Origin of the sequence: Exiguobacterium sp. s146 (assembly GCF_018618415.1) — a bacterium.
GTDB lineage: Bacteria > Bacillota > Bacilli > Exiguobacteriales > Exiguobacteriaceae > Exiguobacterium.
Genome location: NZ_JACSMA010000001.1, coordinates 1090640 through 1116493 on the forward strand (window position 1 = coordinate 1090640; position 25854 = coordinate 1116493).

The window sequence follows — 25854 nt, forward strand, 5'->3', positions numbered from 1 at the left end:
AAGGAGAACTTATTCAGGACTCTTTTTCTGTCATTCTATATAATGAGGGAGCATGGATGGCTAGATGAGCGCAATAGAAGAAGCGGAAGGAGGTGCAGCAAGTGGCACTGGCATTAAAAGAGGTATATCATGAAGACTTTTTGTTCGCGTTTGGACAACGTGTTCAATCCGTTTACCCATCGTTTGACGTACAGGCGTTTGTCGCATCGATTGTAGATGAATCATGGGAAGCGTTAGCATTGAAAGGACGTACTCGCCGAATCTCGACAAGACTCGGGCAGTACTTACCTCCACATTACGAATCGGCTTTGGACGTACTGATTGAAATTGCTGACGATTGTATCGGCTTTCCATATTTATTCTTTCCGGACTTCGTAGCAGTCCATGGACAGGCGGAAGAACATTGGGAACGTTCGATGTCTGCGCTCGAACTCTTCACGCAGAAATCGTCTTCTGAATTCGCGATCCGACCGTTTCTGCTTCGTGATTCGAAACGAGTGTTGAATCGCATGATGGCATGGGCCGAGCATCCGAATGAGCATGTACGAAGATTGGCAAGTGAAGGCTGCCGTCCTCGTCTTCCTTGGGCGGAATCGTTACCGATGTTTAAAGAAGACCCGGCTCCAGTGTTGGCGATTTTAGAGTTATTAAAACAAGACCCATCAGTATATGTGAGGAAGAGTGTCGCCAACAACCTCAACGATATCTCGAAAGATCACCCGGAAGTCGTGCTCGCGGTCTCGAAACGTTGGCAGGGCGAACATCCTCATACCGATTGGATTATCAGACATGGGTGTCGAACATTGATCAAATCCGCACATCCCGACGCCTTAACCTTGTTCGGATATGCCCAAGATGCGGCATTAACCGTCCACGCATCGCTTACGATACATCCGAACGTGCTCAGCATCGGGGAGGCGTGCGAGATTCAATACGAGTTGTCGATTCGTCCAGTTGATGAGGCGTATATTCGAGTCGAATATGCGATTGACTTCATAAAGGCCAACGGGAAAGCGAATCGTAAATCATTCCTGTTAGCAAATCGGATTGTCGCTGGGGGTGCACGACTTTCAGCGAGCAGAGTGCACAATTGGTCAGATTTGACGACGCGTCGCCATTATCCAGGTGCGCATCGAATCGTTTTGTTGGTAAATGGACGAAAAGTCGCTGAGAGTCGCATCGTGTTGCATCAACGTGACGATTGATTTATACTCTCGGATTCAATAAGCGGTCCGAAAAAAGGGCAACCCTGTCTAGTCGACGGGGTTGCCCTTTTGGACGTATCGCATAAATGATTAAAAGGCACGTTTGAAGAACGTGGACGCATAGTCGAGCGTCGTATGTAGCGTCGTCGCGAAGACGAGCCCGAAGAAACAGGCCGCCCCGTTCAGGTCGAGCCACGATTTGGCAGCTTCTTCATACGGCGTGAACGTAAGCACGAGCGTGAGCGGGAAACCGAGATAGATGACCCGAATGAGATCGCTCAAGAGCGGCAGGTGTGAGAATAACGACCGATGGGGCATGATCTTCACGTAAGGGAGCCAAAAGCCCCGGAGCGGTCCCCAGCGATAATAGGCGTCCGACTTCAAATCAAGGTCCGGGGAGAGCCAGAACGTCCCAATCAAAGCGCCGAGTAGGAATACGGTCGGGACATCGATGTCAATAAAAGGCGTGGCAATCGCAAGAGCACCGATTGCCACGAGATTCGTACGGGTATGTGTCTTGCCACTCGCCATTAGTGAATCGTCCGGTATACACCGATCACCTTCCCTAAAATCGACACGTTATCGAAATACATCGCTTCAAGTTCATCGTTCTCCGGTTGGAGGCGCACTTTCGAAGCTTCTTTATAAATTCGCTTCACGGTCGCTTCGCCTTCATCTGTCATGGCGACGACAATCTCTCCATTGTCGGCCGTGTTCTGTTGGCGGACGAGGACACGATCCCCATCCAAGATGCCGGCGTTAATCATCGAGTCTCCCGAAACCGAGAGCATATAGACGTTGTCGGAACCGACGACGTGGGCCGGGAGCGGGAAATGTTCTTCCACGTTCTCGATTGCCGTGATCGGCGTACCGGCCGTGACTTTCCCGATGACAGGCACGTACATGACGGCATCATGGTCTTCGACGACTGACATCTCTTCATCTAAAATCTCGATGGCACGGGGCTTCGTCTTGTCACGTCGAATCAATCCACGCTTCTCCAGACGGTCCAAGTGGCCGTGAACGGTCGAGCTCGAAGCGAGTCCGACTGCCTCACCGATTTCACGAACAGAAGGGGGATACCCTTTCGCCCGAACTTCGGTTTTTATAAAATCAAGAATCTGTTGTTGTCTTGCTGACATTTTTTTCAATGGATTTCACCTCGATTATGTCGAATAACCTGCGAACGCATCCTATTCTTTATGGGTTTAGTTTAACACAAGAACACATGAGCGCACAAACATTCGTTCGTTTTTTTCTGCTTGACCGAACAGAAGTTCTTGTTTTATGATGAGAACAGATAAACGAACAGACGTTCTCGAGAACGTGTATTCTTATTCCCAGGAGGTAATCGTTATGAGAGACACAATCAATGGAATCATTTTAGTCGGCATGTTGGCACTTGGAATGTTCGCGTTTTATATGGTCGGGGAGATGCGCCACGACGTCGACGTCGTCGCGACCGAACCGGTGATTGAACATAGCGTCGAAGAAGAAGTCGCTTTGACGGAGGCTGAGTCACTCGAAGCACAGCTTCTCGCCGAACGGGCTGAGGAAGAAGACGACAAGACGACGTGGTTCGCCGCCGAATAATCTTTTCTGATTGCGAATAGTCCCCGAACCTGTGTATCGTAGAGGGCGAATGGAAAGAAAGGAAGTGACGGGATGCGAGTCGTCATTTATTGTCGCGTGTCGACGAACAAGTCCACGCAAGAGACGTCACTCGATCGCCAAGCGGACGAACTGACGCGGATGGCGAAACGTCTTGATGCCGAAATCGTCGATGTGATCAGTGAGCAGGAGAGCGGGTATGAAGTGAACCGGACGGGGTTGCTCGATCTGTTGGAGCACGTCTCGACGTCCGATCTCGATGCCGTGCTCGTCAGCGATGACAGCCGCCTCGGACGAGGGAACGCGAAAATCGCCATCTTGCATACGCTCATGAAACATAACGTCCGCTTGTTGACGATGCAATCGTCCGATGAATACGTCGTCTCGGATGCCGAGAAGATGGTGCTCGAAATCGTCAGCGTCGTCGAGGAGTACCAGCGTAAAATCCATAACGCAAAAATCTCACGCGGCATGCGTCGGGCGGTCGCGAACGGGTTCAACCCGCACCGCAATATCCAGCACCACGACCAAGGCGGCCGGAGCCGTATCGAAGTACCGATCGAGGAGATCGTTCAACTGCGCGAACGCGGGCTGACGTTCGCTGAAATTGCCGCCACGCTCCGTGGTTTTGGCTACGAGGTGTCGAAAGCGACCGTGAACCGCCGCTATTTGGAGCACGTATCAGTGCCAGAAACTTGATTCCTGCTCGCTGATTTTGTACAGTAGAAGAACAAATTCAGTAGAGAGGGGGCGAGCCTGATGCTAGCACCTGAACAGTTGGAGCGAATCAATTTTCTCGCCAACAAAGCGAAGACCGATGGACTGTCATCACAAGAGATGGACGAGCAGCAAGCGCTGCGCCAACAATATTTGAAAGCGTTCCGCCAATCATTCAAATCACAGATGATGGGGATGAAGGTCGTCGATCCAGACGGAAACGACGTGACGCCTGAAAAATTGAAAGACGAGCAGAAACGACATCGCTCAGAGTGACCACGAATGCACATCCTATTTCATATAGGGTGTGCATGTTTGTTATACGCGAACGGCGATCAGGGGGGCCTATTGGACCGTTTTCAAGCGAAAGAAAGTAAACGATTCCAATCAATGTGTTATACTAATTAATTAGTTGTGACACACGAATGAGTGTGCTAAAATATGACGGGTAGAAACTTTGTAACAACAGAGAGGATGAAATTAGTGGAAACAACTACTAAAGAATTATTAGCGATTAACTCGATTCGGACGCTCTCGATTGATGCGGTCCAAAAAGCGAACTCTGGTCACCCGGGGATGCCGATGGGTGCGGCTCCGATGGCGTTCACACTTTGGACGGATAAAATGCGTCACAACCCGAAAAACCCGAACTGGTTCAACCGCGATCGGTTCGTTCTTTCAGCGGGACACGGTTCGATGCTCTTGTACTCGCTTCTTCACTTATCTGGTTACGACCTTTCACTCGACGATCTCAAATCGTTCCGTCAAATGGATTCGAAGACGCCTGGACACCCAGAGTACCGTCACACGGCCGGTGTCGACGCGACGACTGGACCGCTCGGCCAAGGGATCGCCATGGCAGTCGGTATGGCGATGGCTGAGAAGCATTTGGAAGCAACATACAACCGTGATGAGTTCAAAGTGGTTGACCACTTCACGTATGGGATTTGCGGAGACGGTGACTTGATGGAAGGCGTGTCGGCAGAAGCTGCCTCACTCGCTGGTCACTTGAAACTCGGCAAGCTCGTCGTCCTTTACGATTCAAACGACATCTCACTCGATGGCGACCTTCACAAGTCGTTCTCAGAGAGCGTCGAAGATCGTTTCAACGCTTACGGCTGGCAAGTGATTCGCGTCGAAGACGGCACGGATATCGATACGATCGCGAAAGCAATCGATGAAGCGAAAGCGGAAACGTCGAAACCGACCCTCATCGAAGTGAAGACGGTCATCGGTTTCGGTTCACCGAACAAGTCAGGGAAATCAGCCTCACACGGCGCGCCGCTCGGCGAAGCTGAGATCGAACTCACGAAACAGTTCTATAAGTGGGAAGGCGAGAACTTCTACGTACCGACCGAAGTGTACGACTTGTTCAACGAGAAAGTCGTTGAGCCAGGCGCCAAAGCGGAAGCGGACTGGAACGAACTCGTCGCGGCTTACAAATCGACACACCCTGAACTCGGTGCCCAATTCGAGCGTGCAATGAACAACGAGCTTCCAGAAGGCTGGGACAGCGAATTGCCGACGTTCGAAGTCGGTTCGAAGAAAGCGACACGCCAAACGAGCGGTGAAGTGTTGAATGCGATCGCCAAGGCAGTCCCGACACTCTTTGGTGGCTCGGCTGACCTCGCGGGTTCGAACAACACGATGATTAAAGGTGCTGCGGACTTCGATGAAGATCCAGCAGGGCGTAACATCTGGTTCGGTGTCCGTGAATTCGCGATGGCTGCTGCCGTCAACGGTATGGCACTCCACGGTGGAGTCCTTCCGTACGGTGCGACATTCTTCGTCTTCTCAGACTACTTGCGTCCAGCGGTTCGACTCGCGGCCCTCATGGGAATCCCATCGACGTTCGTCTTGACGCACGATTCGATCGCGGTCGGCGAAGATGGCCCGACGCACGAGCCGGTCGAGCACTTGATGAGCTTCCGTGCGATGCCAAACTTGTCTGTCCTCCGTCCTGCTGACGGGAAAGAGACGATTGCGGCTTGGAAACAAGCAGTCACAACGAAGACGACACCATCGCTTCTCGTCTTGACGCGTCAAGCGATACCAGAACTCGAAGGCACGTCGATTGAAGACGCGGCCAAAGGTGGTTACGTCGTCGCCGGTAACTCGAGCGAGGCGGACGTCCTTCTTCTCGGTACAGGCTCTGAAGTCCACGTCCTCGTTGAAGCGCGCGAAGCACTCGCGGCTGACGGTGTGAACGCGGCTGTCGTCTCGATGCCTTCGTGGGAATTGTTCGAAGCGCAATCGGCAGAATACAAAGAGTCGGTGCTTCCATCGTCCATCACGAAGCGCGTCTCGCTTGAAGCGGGCGCGACACTCGGCTGGTACAAATACGTCGGATTCGGCGGTAAAGTACTCGGCATCGACAAGTTCGGCGCCTCTGCCCCTGGGGATCTCCTCATGAAAGAATATGGCATGTCGGTCGACAACGTCGTCGCTGCCGTCAAATCACTTTAATCGCTTGCGAGCAGTGGTGGCCCATCGTTTTGGGTCACCACTTTTTTTACAGACGACTAGCGAATTAGCGTAATATAGTGTATAGTAAAAAACGATGTTTCATATGGTAGAGGAGGTTAAGCCTTGAGTACATTATTCTGGATTCTTCTGATCGTGGCAGCACTAATCGGGGGTATTGCGATCGGTTTCTTTATCGCTCGTAAATACATGATGAACTACCTCGAACAGAACCCGCCGATCAACGAAGATATGATTCGTACATTGATGATGCAAATGGGTCAAAAGCCGTCACAGAAGAAAGTTAACCAAGTGATGCGTGCCATGAACGTTCAAATGAAGAACGAAAAGAAATAAAACGGATTGACCGAAGCACTTTGCGCCCGCAAAGTGCTTTTTTCATCCAGTTTTTGTTAGACAATCGAACAAACTTTCGCTAATCTAATAGAATAGTCTGAATTCAAGACGACATAGGGGGTGTTTCCAATTCGTGTGTTCAAACAACTGGCTTGGTTCTTCAAGCTCGAATGGCGGACGTATGCGCTCGGCATCGTCCTACTCATGTTCGTCGCGGCGCTCGAGCTCGTGCCGCCACGCATCATCGGCCGAATCGTCGATGAAATCAACCGAGAATCGCTCGAAACGGATTTATTGTGGCTCTTGCTCGGCGGACTCGCGGCCGTCGGAATCGGGAACTACGTGGCCCGTTTCTTCTGGCGATACTTTATCTTCGGCGCCTCGATTCGGCTCGGCCGGATGTTACGGAGTCAGCTCTATCGCCACTTCACCGATTTAGATCAACGCTTTTATAAGAAGTCGCGGGTCGGAGATTTGATGGCCCATGCGACGAACGATGTGCAAGCCGTCTCGACGACGGCGGGTGCGGGGATTTTGACACTCGTCGACAGTATTACGATGGGGACGTTCGTCATCATCACGATGGTGACGACGATCAGTTGGAAGTTGACGGTCGTGGCGCTGTTGCCGCTACCGGTCATGGTCGCGTTGACGACACGATACGGCAAACTATTACATAACCGGTTCGGGGTCGCCCAGGCGGCGTTCTCCGAACTGAATGACAAAGTCCAAGAGAGCGTCAGTGGCGTCCGGGTCTTGAAATCGACTGGGGAAGTCGGCCGCGACGTCGACTCGTTCGAGAAGTTATCGGACGAGGTCATGGCGAAGAACGTTCGCGTCGCCAAAATCGATGCCTTGTACGATCCGACCATCTTCGGAATCGTCGGCCTCTCGTATATCCTGTCGATTGGTTATGGCGCCTATTTGATTGAACAAGGCGAGCTGACGATCGGTCAAATCGTCAGCTTCACGGCGTATCTCGGCTTGCTCACTTGGCCGATGCTCGCGTTCGGCTGGCTGTTCAATATCGTCGAACGCGGTCGTGCATCGTACGATCGGATTGAGCGGATGCTCGCCGTCAAACCAGAGATTCAAGATGACCCGTTGGCGGCGACGAAACTCGCGCATTCGGAAATCGAGGCGGACATTCATGTCTTTCGCTATGATGAGACGCCAGTCTTGCAGGACGTGTCGTTCCGGATTGAACGCGGTCGCACGCTCGGCATCGTCGGGCGGACCGGTTCCGGTAAAACGACGCTCGTTCGATTGTTGACGCGGGAGTATGATGTCCATGACGGCACCATCAAAATCGGGGGCATCAACATTCGACAAGTGAAAAAGTCACTTCTGCTCGACAAGGTCGCCGTCGTGCCGCAGGACCATTTCTTGTTCAGCGACTCGATCGCGAACAATATCGCGTTCGGCAAACCGGAAGCGAAACTCGACGAGGTTATGGAGGCGGCCAAAATCGCCGAAGTGCATGATGACATCATGCGGTTACCGGAAGGATACGCCACACTCGTCGGCGAACGGGGCGTGACACTATCGGGCGGCCAGAAACAACGGATTTCAATCGCGCGTGCCCTTATGATTGAGGCGGACGTATTGATTCTTGACGACGCCCTCTCTGCCGTCGATGCGAAGACGGAAGAAGCGATCATCGATCATTTCCGAGCCGGGAATCCCGATCAGTCCCGCTTGATCGTGGCGCACCGATTGTCCGCCGTCGAGCACGCCGATGAGATTCTCGTCCTCGAAGACGGTCGCATCATTCAACGGGGCCGGCATCAGGACTTGATTCGCGAACCGGGATGGTACAAAGACACGTATGATCGTCAACAGCTCGAAGCAATCGTAGAAGGGGGTGGCCACCATGAAGCATGACGTTCAGGAATGGGCGGTCATCAAACGTCTCTTGGCGTACACGAATCGTTACGCGCGTCAACTCGGTCTCGCGTTCGTATTCTTGTTGCTCGCCACCGGGGCAAAACTTGCCGGACCGTTTTTGATTAAAGTCTTTATCGATGAGTTCGTGACGCCAGGCGTCTATCCGACGAACTGGGTCGTCACGTTGCTCGTCGTCTATTTGGTGCTGCATGTGTCGGCAATCATCTTCGACTATTTGCAGTCCATCTCGTTTCAAAAAATCGCCTTGAAAATCGTGCAAAACATCCGGATGGATATTTTCCGTCATGTCATGGGCATGCGGCTCGCCTATTTCGACCGGACGCCGGCGGGCGTGCTCGTCTCGCGCATCACGAACGACACCGAGGCGGTGAAAGAATTGTACGTCGGGGTGATGAGTACGTTCGTCCAGTCGGCCGTTCAGCTGCTCGGGACGTATATATTCCTCTACATCCTCGAACCGACGCTCGCAACGATGGGACTCGTCCTCGTGCCGTTGTTCTGGCTCATCATCTGGGTGTATCGTCGCTACTCGACGAAGTACTTCGCCCAAGTCCGTGACCTATTGTCGCAATTGAACGGACAACTGAATGAGTCGATCAATGGGATGGGAATCGTACAACAGTTCCGTCAAGAAGAGCGGCTCGTCCGCCAATTCGAAGAGACGAACGAGGCCCATCAAGAGGCGCGTTATCGGAACTTGAAGCTCGACAGCATGTTGCTGCGGCCGATCATCGAATTGTTGCTCGCCTTCTCCATCATCGGGCTGCTCGGTTATTACGGCGTCTTGTCGACGACCGAGCAAGTGCAAGTCGGAGTCGTCTACGCCTTCATCAGCTACATCGAGCGCATCTTCCGTCCCGTGCTCGATATCATGCAGCGTTTAAGCGAGTTTCAACAGGCGGTCGTCTCGGCGGACCGTGTCTTTAAAATCCTGGACACGGATGAGCCGGCACCAGGGAAAAGCCTGGAGGGAGCGGCTGAAATCGGCTCCGGGGAAGTCCGGTTTGAGAACGTCACGTTCAGCTATGACGGGGAAGTCGATGTGTTGAAACAAATCTCGTTCGTCGCCAAGCCTGGTGAGACGGTCGCCCTCGTCGGACATACCGGGAGCGGGAAGAGTTCAATCATCAACTTGTTGACCCGGTTCTATCCGTACCAATCAGGACAAATCACGATTGACGGCCATCCGATTGAGCAGTTCGAGGAAGCCGAGCTCCGGGCCAAAGTCGGGCTCGTGCTCCAAGACCCGTTCTTGTTCACTGGGACGATTGAGGACAACTTGAAACTGTTCAACCCGACAATCGACTCGGACAAAGTCCGGGAAGCGGCCGAGTTCGTCCAAGCCCATACGTTCGTCGAGAAACTCGAGGCTGGTTACGGGCATATGGTCGGGGAACGGGGGGCGACATTCTCAAGCGGGGAACGACAGTTGCTCGCCTTCGCCCGGACGGTCGCCCGAGATCCAAAAATCTTGATTCTGGATGAGGCGACGAGTTCGATTGACACCGAGACCGAGGAGCGTGTCCAGCTCGCCCTCGACCGGATGCGGCGTGGTCGAACGACGATTGCCATTGCCCACCGGCTCTCGACGATTCAAGATGCCGATTTGATTCTCGTCCTTCACCGCGGCGAAATCGTCGAACGAGGCAATCATCAATCGTTGTTAAAACAAGATGGGCTTTATAAAAAGATGTATGAACTTCAATCAGGCCAACGTCTGATGTCATAAATTACAAAAAAAGACGCCGGAATCGGCGTCTTTTTTCCATGGAAACGCTCTCCACAATTGATAGGTGGAGAGCCGTTCATTTAAAAGATTAAGGGTTCTGAAGCATGTATAGCCAGCACGTGACGTGTAATCAGCTTGTCTAACTCTTGGCTGACGTGAATCACTTCAGGAGACGTCCAACTGTGCTGTGAAGCGATTTCGTACAGTTCATCGCGTTTCTGTTCAATGGCATAATGTAAGTTTTCAGCTGTGATGACCGCCACGGTATTTCCCCCATCATTATAAAGTCAAAACTGTTTCTTAGGAATATCCAAATCTTAGCATCTGACACTACTGTTTACAAGTTTCATTTCCATTTCAAAGATTACAATTTCAATCAAACAATCGCCATAGAAAAAGATGCGAGCATTTTGAAAAGGTTTTCGCTATAATGGGGCTGAAAGGTGGAAGATCGCATGGAAGTTACCCTTTGGCTCGCATTTGGGGCGGGCGTCTTGTCATTTTTGTCTCCGTGCACGCTACCGTTGTATCCAGTCTTTTTATCATATATCACTGGGGTCTCTGTCTCTGACTTGAAGAGCGAGGGACTGCGGCAGCGCACGGCATGGTTTCATACGTTCTCATTCCTCTTCGGTTTCTCCATCGTCTTTCTCGTGCTCGGTTTGTCGACCTCGCTGATTGCCGACGTGTTCATTCAATACAAAGACAGTTTGCGCATGTTCGGTGCCATCCTCATCTTCGTATTTGGTGTCTTCTTGGCAGGTCTATGGCAACCACGCTTTATGATGCGCGAGAAAAAGCTCGCATTGGGAGAGCGCAAGAGCGGCTATTTTGGGACGGCACTCATCGGAATCGGGTTCGCGGCAGGGTGGACACCTTGTACCGGACCAATCCTTGCTGGCGTCATCGCCCTCGCGGCTTCGAACCCGAGTCAGGGAATGGGCTATATGTTGGCCTACGTCATCGGCTTTGCCATCCCGTTCCTCGTCATGGCCGGTTTTGTCGGCAAAATCAAGTATTTGGCACGCAACAGTGCCAAGGTAGCAAGATTCGGAGGCTATTTGATGATGGCTTTCGGCGTCGTATTATATTTTGATGGCATGAACCGCTTCGCTGCATGGATGAGCGAATTAGTAGGATTCACCGGATTTTAAAGGGGTTGACCGAATGTCGATATTTTGGGGATCGACCCTCGTCGCACTGATGATGGGTTTGATTGCGAGCTTCGTTCGCGTCAAAGCGTCAGCACGTCCGACGAATGCGAAAAAGATTTTGATTCCACCGCTCGCGATGTCGACGGGCATGTTACAATTTCTCGTCCCGGCGTTTCGATTGACTTGGCTCGAAGTCGGAGAGGCGCTGATCGTCGGATTGATTTTCAGCGTGTTTCTCATCAAGACGTCGAACTTCGAGAAACGTGACGGAGAGGTGTACTTGTCCCGTTCGAAAGCGTTCTTTATCGTCGTGTTTGTCTTATTGGCCATCCGCACGGTCATGAAGGCGTTCATCGGGGATGAGGTCAATATTTTCGCGACGGGTGGCCTGTTCTACTTGATCGCCTGGGGCATGATCGTCCCGTGGCGCATCGCGATGTACCAAAAGTACAAACAAATCGTAGCATCATAAACGGCGTCCCTTGTGGGGGACGCCGTTTTGTCGATTAAGAAGATTTTTTGGTCATGGCTGCCTCGGTCTCGGCATCGATTCCGGTGTTCGCCTTGACGAGGATCCGTTCGAAGTTTCCGGCGACTTCATCCGACTTCGTCACGTACGTGCCGACGATGGCGGCGAGGAAACCGAGCGGAATCGAAACGATACCCGGGTTCGTGAGCGGGAATAGCGCCTCGCCGATAAAGATGGCCGAACCGTCCGGCGCCCAGACGTTCGGGCTGATGGCGACGAGGAAGAGCGACGAGAACAAGCCGACGATCATACCGAACACGGCGCCTCCGGTGTTGAACCGTCTCCAATAAATCGTGAACAAGATGACCGGCAAGTTCGCACTGGCGGCCACGGCGAACGCGAGCGAGACGAGGAATGCGACGTTCATCGACTGGGCGAAGAACGCGAGTCCCATTGAGACGAGGGCGACCGCGATTGAAGCGATCCGGGCCGCTGTGACTTGTTCTTTCTCGGTCGCTTCCCCTTTCCGAACGATATGTCCGTAGAAGTCGTGGGCGAACGCCGAAGCGGCCGACAAGACGAGGCCGGCGACGACGGCAAGGATCGTGGCGAAGGCGATTGCCGCCACAAAGGCGAACAACAAGTCACCACCGAGCACTTGGGCTAGCAGCGGTGCGGCCATATTTCCGGCAGGGTTGGCCGCGATGATGGCATCCGAGCCGACGAACGCGGCCGCCCCGAATCCGAGGAAAATCGTCAATATGTAGAACGCACCGATGACCCATGTCGCATAGACGACAGATTGGCGTGCCGTCGGCGCATCCTTGACCGTGAAGAAACGGATGAGGATGTGGGGCAGACCGGCCGTCCCGAGGACGAGCGCCAAGTTGAGTGAGATGGTGTCGAGCGGAAGTTTGAACTTGTTGCCCGGGTCCAAGAAGCTGTCTCCCAGCGGTGTCGCCTTGCTGACCTCGGAGAACATCGTGAACACCGAGAAGTCAAAGCGGGCGAACACGAGGAACGAGATGATGGCGGTCCCGATCATCAATAGGACAGCTTTCGTGATTTGGACCCATGACGTCGCGGTCATCCCCCCGAAAACGACGTACACCGTCATCAAGATGCCGACGACGACGACACTCGTCGTATACGGGATACCGAGCAATAGCTCGATGAGCGCACCGGCCCCGACGAGCTGCGCGATCATATAGAAAATCGAGATGACGATGGCGTTCATGGCGGCGACACCGCGGACGCGCGGTTTGTTGAAACGAGCCGCAATCATATCGGCCATCGTGTACTTCCCGAGGTTACGAAGCGGCTCGGCGACGAGATAGAGCACGACGAGATAAGCCACTAAGAAACCGATTGAGTAGAAGAACCCGTCAAACCCGGCGAGGGCGATCATCCCGGCGATTCCGAGGAAAGAAGCGGCCGACATGTAGTCGCCGGCGATGGCGAGCCCGTTTTGGAAACCGGTCAGCCCCCCATCGGCCGTATAAAAGTCACTTGCGGTCTTCGTCTTCCGGGCGGCGAAGAACGTGATGACGAGCGTGAGCCCGACAATCGCAAGGAATAAGAGAATGGCGGTCCAGTTCATCGGTCGTCCTCCTCTTGTTTGAGGGCGGTGACGAGTTCGTCAAACCGACGGGCCCGGCGGCTGTACATCACACAGAACGTCCAGGTCATGAAGAATTGGGCGAAGGCGAGCACCCAAGCCCACGTGATGTCCCCGGCGACGGGGATGTTCAAAAAGCTGAAGTAACTAGTCGAAATCGGTAACGTGAAATAAAAGATGAGGGAGAAGATGATGGATGGAACAATGAACCGATTCTTTTCTCGCATCAATTTGTGGAACGTTTGGCTCTCGACAATCGCTTCGGCCGAGCGGGTACTGTCGGTTTGCGTGACGTGCGTGACATCATGCATGTAAGGACCTCCTTCGGTATCAAGATACGTACATTATAGAAATGTAAATAAAGGAAAAGCTATCCATTTTTTATTGTCCAAAATGAAATTGTTATACTGATATTGGTCATACCACTTTTATGTAAGCGTTTTCAATATTGTCTATATTATGAACGTTATCTTTGGATAGTTAATTCTCTTGAAAAAGGTACTTTTGACCTACTAGTCGTATGGCACAATTTGAGAAGCGGGAGACATAACCAGTCGGTTGCATCGAGTCGTCATGAAGAGTTGGACAAAAAAAGACGCCAGGCCCATGGCCTGACATCTCGTCTCATTGCTGGAAGTAATGTTGGTACACTTTCCAATCGATTTGTTCTTCTTCAAGCGCCTTCTTTAAAAACTTATGATCCCGCTTCGGTGTCGCAGCGATATAGCCTTTGACGACGAGCTCGGTCGTCATTTCACGGGCCCGGGTCTCGAGGGCGAACTGTCCGATCTTACCGGCGATCTTGCGGATGGCGACGTCCCGGAACAGCTCCGGTACCGGTGTGACGAGGCGGTCGAGCAACGTGCGCGTCTCCGGCGTCCATAAGTGGCGAGTCTTGTCGATGTAGTCATCCTCGATGTCGAGGAGTGAGCGCCCATCTTCTTTTGGCATTCGTTTCAAAAATTTACGGAACATAAAGTAACCGCCGATCGACATTAACCCGATCATCACGAATCCCCAGAAGACAATGAAATACATCATCAAGTTTTCTGGCATCGTCTTTCCCCCGTTCTGTCATTTCACGTTCATTCATGCTAAGTATACAAAAAAGGGGCGCGATACAAAAGCTACAGCTATCCGTTCCCTACTATAAAGATGGACGAAACGGGCCGGTTTCGTTAGAATAGATAGCGTTGCAATGAGCAAGACATCGTATAAATCGTATTGTCCAGAAAGGAAAGAGCCATACATGAATCAATTAAAACAAGAAGTAGAGAAGCGTCGGATTTTCGGCATCATCTCGCACCCGGATGCCGGTAAGACGACGCTAACGGAGAAGTTGCTCCTTCACGGGGGCGCCATCCGTGAGGCGGGGACGGTCAAAGCCCGCAAAAATTCCAAGCATGCCAAGTCGGACTGGATGGAAATCGAGAAACAACGTGGAATCTCGGTCACCTCGTCGGTCATGCAGTTCGTCTATCAAGACAAGGTCGTCTCGATCATGGACACGCCAGGTCACAACGATTTCGGGGAAGATACGTATCGCGTGTTGACGTCAGTCGACAGTGCCGTCATGGTCATCGATGCGGCCAAAGGGATTGAGACGCAGACGAAGAAACTGTTCCAAGTCTGTCGGATGCGGGGGATTCCGATCTTCACGTTCATGAACAAATTGGACCGCCAAGCGAGAGACCCGCTCGAACTTATGGAAGAGCTCGAAGAAGTGCTCGGCATGCCTTCGGTCGCCGTCACGTGGCCGATTGGGAGCGGGATGCAGTTCGAAGGCGTGTACGACCGCCTGAAGAACGAAGTCCACTTGTTCCGCGGCGAGAAATCGACGCTCACGTTGAACGAGGACGGCGTCAATGATCCGATTCTTGCCGACTATTTGACGGAAGAGAACTTGACGAACCTCCGAGACGAAATCGATTTGCTCGACGGTGCCGGCAATGAAATCGAAGTCGATGCGATTCAGCACGGGAAACTGACTCCGGTCTTTTTTGGGACGGCCCTCGTCGACTTCGGCGTGACATCGTTCTTGAACCATTACCTCGAGATGTCACCGGCCCCTGAGGCCCGCAAGTCGAACGTCGGTCCGATTGACCCGACATCAGAAGAGTTCAGCGGCTTCGTCTTCAAGATTCAAGCGAACATGAACCCGGCCCACCGTGACCGTATCGCTTTCGTCCGCATCTGTTCGGGCGTGTTCGAGCGCGGCATGGACGTCACGCTCACACGGACTGGGAAGAAAATCAAGTTGAGCCAATCGACGCAACTCATGGCCAACGACCGGGAGACGGTCGATCAGGCGTTCGCGGGGGACGTGATCGGGATTTACGATTCGGGAACGTACCAAATCGGCGACACGATCACCACATCAAAACAAAAAATCGCGTTCGAGGCGTTGCCGACGTTCCCGCCTGAACTGTTCATGCGCGTTTCGCCGATCAACTCGCTCAAATCGAAGCATTTCCACAAAGGTGTGGAACAGCTCGCCCAAGAGGGAGCGATTCAAGTGTATCGCAACGAATACAACGAGATTTATCTCGGTGCGGTCGGTCAACTCCAATTTGAGGTGTTCGAGTATCGCTTGAACAATGAATACGGTGTCGACATCCGCATGGAGCCGGTCTCGTACAGCGTCGCGCGTTGGGTGAAGGACAAGGAACTGAAGGCGCTCAAGCCGTTCCAAGACTCACGCAACATGCTCGTGACGGATCGTTGGGAGCGTCCCGTGTTCTTGTTCGCCAACGAGTTCACGTTCGACCGCTTCAAAGAACGGTATGAAGACGAGCTCACGCTCGTCGACGCCCTCGACGTCAACGTCGAGATTGGCGCAGAATAATGATTCGAGACGGCTCTTGTCCAAGGGCCGTCTTTTCTCGTTTCAGTGAGTTTGACGTCGCTAATAAGTTTTACTTATGACTAATTTGTGACGGAATGTATTTTACGTCACGCTATAGTTGTATTATGATAAACATGTGATAAGTAAGCGATTACGGCACGTGCCGAAGTCGCCGCTTTCAAAAAGGGGGATATCGTATGGAACAGACGAACGTATTAGACGCTTTCAAATCTCGGACGCAGTTCGAGGTCAATGGACAAGCGTACGATTATTACCGGCTTAAAAAGCTTGAAGAAGAAGGGGTGACGGAACTTAGTCGACTTCCGTACTCGATTCGTGTCTTGCTCGAATCGGTGCTTCGCCAACAGGATGGCCGCGCCATCACGAAAGAACACGTCGAAAACTTGGCTAAATGGGGTACTGCCGAAGTTTCGAAAGACATCGATGTTCCATTCAAACCGGCTCGCGTCGTCCTTCAGGACTTTACGGGGGTTCCGACGGTCGTTGACCTCGCCTCGCTTCGCAAAGCAATGAGCGATCTCGGGGGAGACCCGAACAAAATCAACCCAGAAATCCCGGTCGACCTCGTCGTCGACCACTCGGTCCAAGTCGATGCGTACGGATTTGCCGGCGCACTCATGAAAAACATGGACATCGAGTTCGAGCGCAACGAAGAGCGTTACAAGTTCTTGCGTTGGGCGCAGACAGCGTTCGATAACTATCGTGCCGTACCGCCTGCGACAGGGATCGTTCACCAAGTCAACTTGGAGTACTTGGCTTCGGTCGTCCTCGAGAAGAACGATGGTGAAGGCAATGTCGCGTATCCAGATTCACTCGTCGGGACAGACTCGCACACGACGATGATCAACGGTCTCGGCGTCCTCGGATGGGGTGTCGGTGGAATCGAAGCCGAGGCGAGCATGCTCGGCCAACCGTCTTACTTCCCGGTACCAGACGTCGTCGGCGTCAAAATCATCGGTGAAGTCAATCCGGGTGTCACAGCGACAGACGTCGCGCTCGTCGTCACCGAGATGCTCCGTAACGAGAAAGTCGTCGGCAAGTTCGTCGAGTTCTTCGGTCCATCGCTTCACACGATGCCGCTCTCAGACCGGGCCACGATTGCCAACATGGCACCAGAATACGGTGCGACTTGTGGCTTCTTCCCAGTCGACACCGAGACGCTCAACTACATGCGCACGACAGGTCGCCCAGAAGAATTGATCGACCTCGTCGAAGCGTATTCGAAAGCGAACGACTTGTTCTACACGCCAGACCAAGCGGATCCGTCATTCACGAAGACGCTCACGCTCGATTTGTCGAAAGTGGAACCGTCACTTGCTGGACCGAAACGTCCACAAGACCGAATCAACTTGTCAGACCTTCAGTCAGCATTTGTCGACAGCGTGACGGCACCAGCCGGACACAGCGGTTTCGGACTTGACCGGGCTGAGCTCGACAAAACGGCAGCTGTCAACTACACGGACGGCGCTGTCGACATGCGCACGGGTGACGTGGCGATTGCAGCCATCACGAGCTGTACGAACACATCGAACCCATACGTCATGGTCGGCGCAGGTCTCGTCGCGAAGAAAGCCGTTGAACGTGGTCTCACGGTTCCTAAATTCGTGAAGACGTCGCTCGCACCGGGCTCGAAAGTCGTTACCGACTACCTCGACAAAGCCGGTCTCACGCCATACCTTGACCAACTCGGTTTCAACACCGTCGGTTACGGCTGTACGACATGTATCGGCAACTCGGGTCCGCTCGACCGCGAAGTCGAAGAAGCGATCACATCGAACGATTTGCTCGTCTCGTCGGTCCTCTCGGGGAACCGTAACTTCGAAGGCCGCGTCCACCCACTTGTAAAAGCGAACTTCTTGGCGTCACCGCCACTCGTCGTCGCATACGCGCTCGCCGGGTCGGTCAACTTCGATATCATGAACGAGTCGTTCGGAACGGACAAAGATGGCAATGAAGTCTTCTTCAAAGACATCTGGCCATCGAACGATGAAATCAAGATGGTCGTTCAAGACGTCGTCTCACCGGAAGCGTTCCGCAAAGAGTACGATACAGTGTTCACGGGCAATGAACGTTGGAACGCGCTTGACGTCCCAGAAGGCAACTTGTATGACTTCTCAGACGACTCGACGTACATCCAAAACCCACCGTTCTTCGAAAACCTCGAGCCAGAGGCTGGAGAAGTTCACGCATTGAACGGCCTTCGTGTCATCGGGAAGTTTGCCGATTCGGTCACGACCGACCACATCTCACCGGCCGGTGCGTTCTCGAAGACGACACCAGCTGGACAGTACCTTCAGTCGAAGGGCGTCGCACCGCTCGACTTTAACTCGTACGGCTCACGTCGTGGGAACCACGAAGTCATGATGCGTGGGACGTTTGCGAACATTCGCATTCGTAACCAAGTCGCACCAGGCACTGAAGGCGGCTTCACCACGTACTGGCCGACCGGCGAAATCATGCCGATGTATGATGCAGCCATGAAGTACAAAGAGCAAGGTACAGGCCTCGTCGTCTTCGCAGGAAACGACTACGGTATGGGCTCGTCGCGTGACTGGGCAGCCAAAGGAACGAATCTTCTCGGCATCCGTGCCGTCATCGCACAGAGCTTCGAACGGATTCACCGCTCGAACCTCGTCATGATGGGCGTCTTGCCACTCCAGTTCATGGACGGGGAGTCGGCCGACTCTCTCGGACTCACAGGCGAAGAAGCGATCGACATCCAAGTCGACGAGTCAGTCCGCCCACGTGATATCCTGAACGTCAAAGCAACACATGAGAACGGCACAGTGACCGAGTTCAAAGTCGTCGCTCGCTTCGATTCTGAAGTCGAGATCGATTACTACCGTCACGGTGGCATCTTACAGATGGTTCTCCGCAACAAATTGAAGTAAGCCAATGACCTTCCTTTTGCAAAAAAGGAAGGTTTTTTTTGTGAATGTGCGAATATGAGGTGAGAGGATGACTCATATCGGGAACAGAATGGGGAGAGGGGGGAGTGTATGGAACGACAGACGAAATCAGGTAAAAGCTGGTGGCAACGGCTGACGCAAAAAGAGGAAATGCCGGAGGAAGAGATTGACCTTACGCTTCCACAGTTGCGAGAAGCCATCCATGAATATGAGCAGACGTTACCGAAAGGCGTCAATCGTACGGTCTTACTCGACGAGGCCCAAGAAATCGATTTGGCTCGACTAAAAAAACACTTGCCCGGAAAACCGAGACAGCGGTTTTATATGTCAAAAGAGACGTTTCATATCGTCCCCGAGGACGAGCGGGAATTGGTTTATGAGATGGATCAAGTGCAGCGGGCGCTCGATTTATATTTTGAACAAGAAAAAAAAATACCGTTTCGAAAATTTCAACAAACATTGCAATTGGATTTGACTCGATTACGTGAGGGTGGCTACTTGAAAGTACTGCCAAAACGGCCTTATTACGTCGTTGATGAGACGTTAATCGTGTCTTTGGAACCGAAACCGCTGGAGTGACGACATACCATCGTCACTTTTTTTGACATGGCCGGCCGAGCACGTCATGGGGTTGAGTCGGGTTTACAAACTATGTTACGGTGGAAAACGTATATGAAAATAAGAAAATTGAATAGGAGTGAGATTATGGAAAGGAAAAGCAAAGTAACGACCGTTTTTCTCGTTTCAGCCATCATTACGGTCTTATTCACGATCTGGGGTGTCATCCCAGAGAGCGTCCTCGGCAACGCCAGTCTCTTAAATGTGACGACGAAACTGCAGGGCTGGCTCTCGAACGGCTTTGGTTGGTTTTATTTACTCAGTGCGACCGGAATTCTCCTCGTCGCCATTTTTTTAATCTTCTCGAGGTTCGGGTCAATTCGACTCGGGAAAGATACGGATCGTCCGGAATTCGGCTATCTATCATGGTTCGCCATGTTGTTCAGCGCCGGGATGGGTATCGGACTCGTGTTCTGGGGGGCAGCGGAGCCGTTGTCTCATTTTCACGCGCCGCCATTCGAGTCGGGTTCACCTGAAGGCGATGCGCGTACCGCGATGCGCTATTCGTTCTTCCACTGGGGCTTGCATCCTTGGGCGATTTACGCGATGATCGCGCTCGCCATCGCTTACTCGACGTTCCGGAAAGGTCGCCCGGCGACAATCGGGGAGACGATCGGGTCGCTCGTCAATGACCGCTACGAAACATCGGTCAAGCGGACGGTCGATGTGTTGGCCATCATCGCGACCGCGTTCGGTGTGGCGACATCGCTCGGCTTCGGGGCCCAGCAAATTGCCGGTGGCCTTCATTTCTTGATTCCAAGCGTACCGAATGCGTTTATGACACAGTTAGTCATCATCGCTATCGTGACCGTGCTCTATATGATCAGTGCCTCGACGGGACTCGAGAAAGGGATTCGTATCCTAAGTAATACGAACATCTTTCTCGCCATCGTCCTATTGATTGCGACGCTCATGGTCGGACCGAGTGCCTTCATCCTCGATTTGTTCACGCAGACGATCGGGACATACTTGCAACAGTTACCGTCGATGAGTTTCCGGACGGCTGCATTTGAGCCAGCGGAACGTGAATGGATCAACGGATGGACGATCTTCTATTGGGCTTGGTGGATTTCATGGTCACCATTCGTCGGGACGTTCATCGCCCGTGTCTCGAAAGGACGTACGATTCGTGAGTTCATCATCGGTATCCTGCTCGTACCTACCTCGTTCGGTCTACTCTGGTTCTCCGTCTTCGGAGGTGCCGCTATCTGGGCCGACTTGAACGGCGGAGCAAACTTGATTGCCACGGTCAACGAGATCGGCACGGAAGTCGGATTGTTCGCTTTGTTCGAGACGTTTGGTGGGTTTGGGACAATCCTTAGTATTGTCGCCATCTTCTTGGTCTCTGTCTTCTTTATCACGTCAGCGGACTCGGCGACATACGTGCTCGGCATGTTGTCGACGAACGGTAAACTCGTGCCACCGATGCGAATCAAGCTCGTCTGGGGATTCATTCAGTCCTCAATCGCCGCCGTACTCTTATATGTCGGTGGACTCGGAGCGCTCCAAGCGGTCGCAATCCTGGTCGCGTTCCCCTTCATCTTCGTGTTAATCCTGATGATTGTCGCCTTGTTCAAAGATTTGTCCGATGAACCGGACGAACGGGACAAGTATATTGAAGCGTATAAGCAGGAAGAAGAAGATAAGCTCGGATAAAGCGAAAGGGTCTCGGTTGAGGCCCTTTTTTGGTTGTAAATGTTTTGCAGGACCCTCTCGCTAGTGTAGGATAGTAAGTGAAGAAGATTGGGAGGGCATTCTATGAAACAACATGTGAAAAAGCGATTGAGTTGGGTGATTTTTGCCGGAATCCTCATTGTCGGCGTCCTGCTCGCCTATAACTTTTACTCGATCATGAACTTGAATGACGACGAGGGCCGCGTCAACCGGGCCGAACCGTTCTACACATCCGTCGTGATCGGTTATGAAGAGAAGAAACTGCCGGAGAACGGCGAGACGTTGGAAGTTCGTGAATATGAAGTGACATACGATGAAGACGGTCATTTCGTGTCTGAGGTCGTGGAAGGTCCTAACGTCGGGGCCCGGGCCGAATGGGACGGTACCGTTTATCGTGAGTTCAATCCGGACGGTGAGGAGACGAACAGCCAAGAGACGAGCTCCGGCGCCGTGGCACCGCACCCATTCCTGTCGCGCGCGACGAATGAGCAGATTCGCAAATGGCTCGACGATGGCACGCTCGGTTCGAGCGAAGGTGACGTCGATATCATCAATCGCACCGCGCAAGCGTTCGTCAAAAAAGAGTCGCCTGAGGCTGTCCCGGCAGAGTGGGTCGAAAAGTATCCATCGATTTTCAGTGAAGATGAGAATGAAGAGGCCGTGACGTATTACGTCGATGCGAACGAGCGCATCTTGCTCGCCGCCGAATCACGCAACAACGGAAAGTTGTTCCATTCGATTCGAATGACTTCTTTTGAATCACGATAACCCGGCGAGGAGCAGACTGAAACGTCGGCTCCTTTGTCGTCTAAAAAGGAGAATACTATGAAACAAATCACTTTAGATCAAGTGCAATCGGACTTGACGGCGTGGGAAGCGGGCGGGCGCATCGAGGAAGCGGCGTTATTGTCTTACGCCCATTGGTCCCGCGCGACCGGGCACCGTCAAGAGTTGATTCGCACCTTGACGCTCCTCGCTTCGAGACGATTCGAAGCGCGCCAGACCATCGACCCGTTGTTACATCGTTGGGTCAAAGAATTGGAGTCACTCAACGCATTGCCGCCAGCACTACGCGTCAGTCAATTATACGAAGTGCTGCGACGTCACAAACAGCATTTGCACGTCGAATGGCCAAAATTACGGGAGACGGATTATGCGTCGATGAAAGTCCAAATCTTGACCGAGTACGAGGCGAAGACGTCTGAATTGCTCGAGCAACTCGAACAGCTCCACGACGAGATTGAACGTGCCAAATCCGACCTTCGTGATTCGGAGTTCAAAGGTCAACTCGAGCGGTTATTCCTCGTCGTCATCGAGGCGATGCAAGAAGTGGCCGCACTCGAGGATGACACGGCTTCGCTCTTGGCGTCGATGCAAGGCAATTACTTCAGCCGTGAATCGTTCCACCGTTTTGGTGAACGGGTCGATCTCGTCAAACAGCGGCTCGCCACGATAGTCGAGCATTTGCCGGAGCAGACGGAACAGGTCCGTTCGAGCGCCATCGAATCCCTCGAGGCGATGATTGGGCTCTCGGACGTGAAGCAACGTGTCAAAGCATGGTATCGTTTCCTCTTGTTCCAAAAAGAACGGGAAAAGGCGGGCTTCTCGTCCAAACATCAACCATCGCTCCATCTCGTGTTCACCGGAAATCCCGGCACGGGCAAGACGACGCTCGCGCGTCTCATGGCCGAGATTTATTTTGAGCTCGGTCTACTCGCCCGTCCCGACGTCGTCGAGGCCGATCGGTCGAGTCTTGTCGGCGCGTTCGTCGGACAGACCGAGGAGCAAGTCATGAACAAAGTGAAAGAAGCCGAGGGGGGAGTCCTGTTCATCGATGAGGCGTATGCGCTCAAACGGCAGGACGCGAGCGGAAGTGACTATGGCCAGGCCGCCATCGATACGCTCGTCGCCGCGATGACGAGTGGCGAGTACGCCGGTAAATTCGTCGTCATCCTCGCCGGTTATCCGGAAGAGATGCGTCACTTCCTCTTGGCCAATCCGGGGTTACGTTCGCGCTTCCCGGAATCGAACCACTACGAGTTGCCGAACTATAGTGACGACGAGCTCGTCGCCATCGGGGAGAAAGTCGCCGCAGAGAACAATTACGTCCTGACGGTCGAGGCGAAACGCGCCTTGATTGCGCGCATCGACCGGGAACGGGTCGACGCCACGTTCGGGAACGCGCGCACGGTGCATAACATTCTGCTCGATGCCATGTTCAAAAAAGGGTCTCGCTTCGGTGCCGATGCCCCGCTCGACGAGATGGCCTTGTTGACAGAAGTCGATTTCGAGATGGATGCGACCGAGGACACATCAGCCCCGACACTCGACGATTTGGTCGGGATGGACGAGGCGAAACGTCAACTGCGTGAAATCGAAGCGCTCGTCACGATTCAAAAACGACGCCGCGAACTTGGATTGAAGACGGCACCGGTCCAACTTCATGCCGCACTCGTCGGCAACAGCGGGACAGGGAAAACGACGTTCGCGCACCTGTATGCCCAGCTGTTGAAGAAGACCGGTTATTTGAAACGGGGACACTTGAAAGTCGTCAGCCGGGCCGATCTCGTCAGCGGCTATGTCGGCCAGACCGCCCAAAAGACGAAAGCGGCAATCCGCGATGCGCTCGGCGGCGTGATGTTGATTGACGAAGCGTACAGTTTGAACGGCGGTCCGAACGACTACGGACGTGAAGCGATCGATACGCTCGTCGATGAGATGCCGAAACACGGGGACAACCTCGTCGTCGTCATGGCGGGTTACGAGGCGCCGATGCGGCGATTGATCGAGTCGAACCCGGGGCTGAACAGTCGAATCAAACGTACCATCCAGTTCGAGGATTACTCGACCGACCAACTCGTCGAGATCGCCAAGACGTATGCCGCGAAATTTGGTTATACGTATGACGAGGCGGTGGAGCAAGCGCTCATGGAGCGACTGTCCGGCATCGAGCGACCAAACGCGCGAACGGCGCTGTCGTTGATTGACGAAGCCATCGCGAGACAGTCTTATCGTTTGATGGACGGACAGGCTGAAACTGAGGACTTGAATCATATTTTAGTAGTAGATATTAAGACCAAGTTATAATATAATGACCTTGAAAGCGAGGACGATTCAATGCATACGATTCAGATTCCGGTCCGCTACCAAGAGACCGACATGATGGGCATCGTCTATCATGCGAACTATTTAGTCTATCTCGAAATTGCTCGAACTGAGTTATTGCGCGAGCTCGGGGTTGAATATAAAGACATGGAACAGGCGGGCTTCGTCTCTCCGGTGACGAACGTCTCGGTTGACTATAAGAAGAGCGTCACGTTCGGGGACACGGTCCACGTCCGGGTATGGGTCGACAGCTATTCGAAGATTCGGACGGTCTATGGCTATGAATTGACCGATCAAGACGGGAATCTCGTCGGTTCGGCGAAGACGACCCACGTCGTCGTCAAACAGGGTGACTTCAAACCAATCCGTCTCGACCGCGAGTTTCCAGAGTGGCATGACATGTATATGCGTGTCATGAGTCCCGTCACATAACAGTGGTTCTTTTGTACCGTCAGTATGGTATCATATCTTGACGGTATTTTTTGTACAAAGAAAGGGGAAGATCGCATGCGAAAACCATCTCTGTTGATGGTATGCTGCGCCTTGACGCTCACCTTGGTGGGCTGTAACACAAGCAACCAAAACGAAGCGGAAGAAGCCGATAACAAACCGGCTGAAACCGAGACTGAACAACGAACAGAAACGCCGGCCGATGTGCCGAAGGATACAGAAGACGAAGTGGTGGAAGAAGCTCCGGCGCCTGAAGCCGAGCCACCGGCAGAAGACAAGCCTGCGGAAGACAAGCCTTCAGAAGAACCGGCAACAGACGAGCCTGAGGGCGAAGAAAAACCTGTTGCCGAGGCACCGCCTGTGGAAGAACCGGCTCAGACGCCGAGCGAGCCGCTCGAGCAAAATGGGACGGCGAATCTGAAACTCGATACGCTCATCCTCGTCAATAAACAAATCGCCTTGCCGGCCGGTTACAAACCGAACGACCTCGTGACGGCAAACATCGACTTCGTCGATACGGCGTCCGGGGAGCGGAGAATGCTCCGTAAAGAAGCCGCACAGGCGATCGAGAAATTGATGGCCGGTGCGAAAACGGCCGGAATCGATTTGAAAGGGACGAGCGCGTTCCGTTCATACGACTATCAAGTCCAATTGTTTAACGCTTACGTCGCCAAAGACGGAAAAGAACAAGCGATGAAGTATTCGGCACCGCCGGGCCATTCTGAACATCAGACGGGACTCGCCATCGACGTCTCGAGCGCCTCGGTCGGGTATCAATTGACACAAAGCCTTGAGCAGACGAAAGAAGGCAAGTGGTTGGCCGACAACGCCCATAAATATGGGTTCATCGTCCGCTATCAACGTGCCTACGAAGCGGAGACGGGTTATATGTTTGAACCGTGGCACTTACGCTACATCGGGGTGGAACATGCGACGAACGTTCACAAGACGAACGTCCCGTTCGAACGCTATCTCGAGCAATCCATGAATTAAGGGGAATC

The 25854-nt window shown here is 53.0% G+C and carries 24 protein-coding genes; 18 read left to right on the top strand and 6 right to left on the bottom strand.

What is annotated here, in order from left to right:
• The first annotated feature begins 101 nt into the window (after nt 1–101).
• Nucleotides 102–1205 carry a DNA alkylation repair protein gene (locus KNP83_RS05650; RefSeq protein ID WP_214761289.1) on the top strand — a complete coding sequence of 368 codons (1104 nt, stop codon included), beginning with the start codon at nt 102–104 and terminating at the stop codon, nt 1203–1205.
• Nucleotides 1206–1295: 90 nt separating this feature from the next.
• Here KNP83_RS05650 and KNP83_RS05655 read toward each other — a convergent pair whose 3' ends face one another.
• Nucleotides 1296–1736 (bottom strand): metal-binding protein, encoded by a 441-nt coding sequence (locus KNP83_RS05655; RefSeq protein ID WP_214761291.1) that lies wholly within the window; start codon nt 1734–1736, stop codon nt 1296–1298.
• Nucleotides 1736–2356, bottom strand: a complete 621-nt coding sequence (gene lexA, locus KNP83_RS05660; protein ID WP_214761293.1) for a transcriptional repressor LexA — start codon at nt 2354–2356, stop codon at nt 1736–1738. The genes KNP83_RS05655 and lexA overlap by 1 nt, the downstream gene beginning before the upstream one ends.
• Nucleotides 2357–2561: 205 nt before the next feature.
• On the opposite strand from lexA, the gene KNP83_RS05665 reads away from it, so the two are divergent.
• From KNP83_RS05665 to KNP83_RS05695, 7 genes are all read left to right on the top strand, one after another.
• Nucleotides 2562–2798, top strand: coding sequence for a hypothetical protein (locus KNP83_RS05665; RefSeq protein ID WP_214761295.1), 237 nt, complete (start codon nt 2562–2564; stop codon nt 2796–2798).
• A gap of 72 nt (nt 2799–2870) precedes the next feature.
• Nucleotides 2871–3515: a YneB family resolvase-like protein gene (locus tag KNP83_RS05670; protein WP_214761297.1), complete on the top strand. Its 645-nt coding sequence runs from the start codon at nt 2871–2873 to the stop codon at nt 3513–3515.
• A 60-nt stretch (nt 3516–3575) separates the two neighbouring features.
• Nucleotides 3576–3809, top strand: a complete 234-nt coding sequence (locus KNP83_RS05675) for a DUF896 domain-containing protein (protein WP_214761299.1) — start codon at nt 3576–3578, stop codon at nt 3807–3809.
• Nucleotides 3810–4007: 198 nt separating this feature from the next.
• A complete protein-coding gene (gene tkt, locus KNP83_RS05680; RefSeq protein ID WP_214761302.1) occupies nt 4008–5999 on the top strand; it encodes a transketolase in 1992 nt (663 codons plus the stop codon).
• A gap of 123 nt (nt 6000–6122) precedes the next feature.
• Nucleotides 6123–6353, top strand: coding sequence for a YneF family protein (locus KNP83_RS05685; protein WP_021067584.1), 231 nt, complete (start codon nt 6123–6125; stop codon nt 6351–6353).
• 129 nt (nt 6354–6482) lie between these two features.
• Nucleotides 6483–8237 (top strand): ABC transporter transmembrane domain-containing protein, encoded by a 1755-nt coding sequence (locus KNP83_RS05690; RefSeq protein ID WP_214761681.1) that lies wholly within the window; start codon nt 6483–6485, stop codon nt 8235–8237.
• Entirely contained in the window at nt 8227–9990 is a 1764-nt protein-coding gene (locus tag KNP83_RS05695; protein WP_214761305.1) for an ABC transporter ATP-binding protein, read from the top strand. The genes KNP83_RS05690 and KNP83_RS05695 overlap by 11 nt, the downstream gene beginning before the upstream one ends.
• A gap of 80 nt (nt 9991–10070) precedes the next feature.
• Here the strand turns inward: KNP83_RS05695 and KNP83_RS05700 are convergent, their stop codons facing one another.
• Entirely contained in the window at nt 10071–10253 is a 183-nt protein-coding gene (locus tag KNP83_RS05700) for an aspartyl-phosphate phosphatase Spo0E family protein (RefSeq protein WP_214761308.1), read from the bottom strand.
• A gap of 192 nt (nt 10254–10445) precedes the next feature.
• Here KNP83_RS05700 and KNP83_RS05705 point away from each other — a divergent pair, with 192 nt between their 5' ends.
• Nucleotides 10446–11144 (top strand): cytochrome c biogenesis CcdA family protein, encoded by a 699-nt coding sequence (locus tag KNP83_RS05705; RefSeq protein WP_021067580.1) that lies wholly within the window; start codon nt 10446–10448, stop codon nt 11142–11144.
• Nucleotides 11145–11163: 19 nt separating this feature from the next.
• Nucleotides 11164–11616: a CcdC family protein gene (locus KNP83_RS05710; protein ID WP_214761683.1), complete on the top strand. Its 453-nt coding sequence runs from the start codon at nt 11164–11166 to the stop codon at nt 11614–11616.
• Between the two features lie 34 nt (nt 11617–11650).
• Here KNP83_RS05710 and KNP83_RS05715 read toward each other — a convergent pair whose 3' ends face one another.
• The 3 genes from KNP83_RS05715 to KNP83_RS05725 all read right to left on the bottom strand — a co-directional run bounded on the left by KNP83_RS05715 (nt 11651) and on the right by KNP83_RS05725 (nt 14287).
• The gene (locus tag KNP83_RS05715) at nt 11651–13213 is read right to left on the bottom strand and encodes a solute symporter family protein (protein WP_021067578.1); all 1563 of its coding nucleotides are present in this window, start codon (nt 13211–13213) and stop codon (nt 11651–11653) included.
• Nucleotides 13210–13542 (bottom strand): DUF485 domain-containing protein, encoded by a 333-nt coding sequence (locus KNP83_RS05720; protein ID WP_214761310.1) that lies wholly within the window; start codon nt 13540–13542, stop codon nt 13210–13212. Before KNP83_RS05720 ends, KNP83_RS05715 begins: the two co-directional genes overlap by 4 nt.
• Nucleotides 13543–13855: 313 nt before the next feature.
• Nucleotides 13856–14287 (bottom strand): DUF2621 domain-containing protein, encoded by a 432-nt coding sequence (locus KNP83_RS05725; RefSeq protein ID WP_021067576.1) that lies wholly within the window; start codon nt 14285–14287, stop codon nt 13856–13858.
• A 193-nt stretch (nt 14288–14480) separates the two neighbouring features.
• On the opposite strand from KNP83_RS05725, the gene KNP83_RS05730 reads away from it, so the two are divergent.
• The 8 genes from KNP83_RS05730 (at nt 14481) to KNP83_RS05765 (ending at nt 25846) form a co-directional block, all read left to right on the top strand.
• The gene (locus tag KNP83_RS05730; RefSeq protein WP_214761312.1) at nt 14481–16076 is read left to right on the top strand and encodes a peptide chain release factor 3; all 1596 of its coding nucleotides are present in this window, start codon (nt 14481–14483) and stop codon (nt 16074–16076) included.
• A gap of 197 nt (nt 16077–16273) precedes the next feature.
• Entirely contained in the window at nt 16274–18988 is a 2715-nt protein-coding gene (acnA, locus tag KNP83_RS05735) for an aconitate hydratase AcnA (RefSeq protein WP_214761313.1), read from the top strand.
• A 108-nt stretch (nt 18989–19096) separates the two neighbouring features.
• Nucleotides 19097–19585, top strand: a complete 489-nt coding sequence (locus KNP83_RS05740; RefSeq protein ID WP_251139194.1) for a DUF3939 domain-containing protein — start codon at nt 19097–19099, stop codon at nt 19583–19585.
• 126 nt (nt 19586–19711) lie between these two features.
• A complete protein-coding gene (locus KNP83_RS05745; protein WP_214761316.1) occupies nt 19712–21280 on the top strand; it encodes a BCCT family transporter in 1569 nt (522 codons plus the stop codon).
• A 102-nt stretch (nt 21281–21382) separates the two neighbouring features.
• Nucleotides 21383–22066: a hypothetical protein gene (locus KNP83_RS05750; RefSeq protein WP_214761318.1), complete on the top strand. Its 684-nt coding sequence runs from the start codon at nt 21383–21385 to the stop codon at nt 22064–22066.
• A 57-nt stretch (nt 22067–22123) separates the two neighbouring features.
• Nucleotides 22124–24385, top strand: coding sequence for an AAA family ATPase (locus KNP83_RS05755; protein ID WP_214761320.1), 2262 nt, complete (start codon nt 22124–22126; stop codon nt 24383–24385).
• A 30-nt stretch (nt 24386–24415) separates the two neighbouring features.
• Nucleotides 24416–24835, top strand: coding sequence for an acyl-CoA thioesterase (locus KNP83_RS05760; protein WP_214761322.1), 420 nt, complete (start codon nt 24416–24418; stop codon nt 24833–24835).
• Nucleotides 24836–24910: 75 nt separating this feature from the next.
• On the top strand, nt 24911–25846 hold the full coding sequence (locus tag KNP83_RS05765; protein WP_214761325.1) for a M15 family metallopeptidase: 936 nt from the start codon (nt 24911–24913) through the stop codon (nt 25844–25846).
• Nucleotides 25847–25854 lie beyond the last annotated feature (8 nt).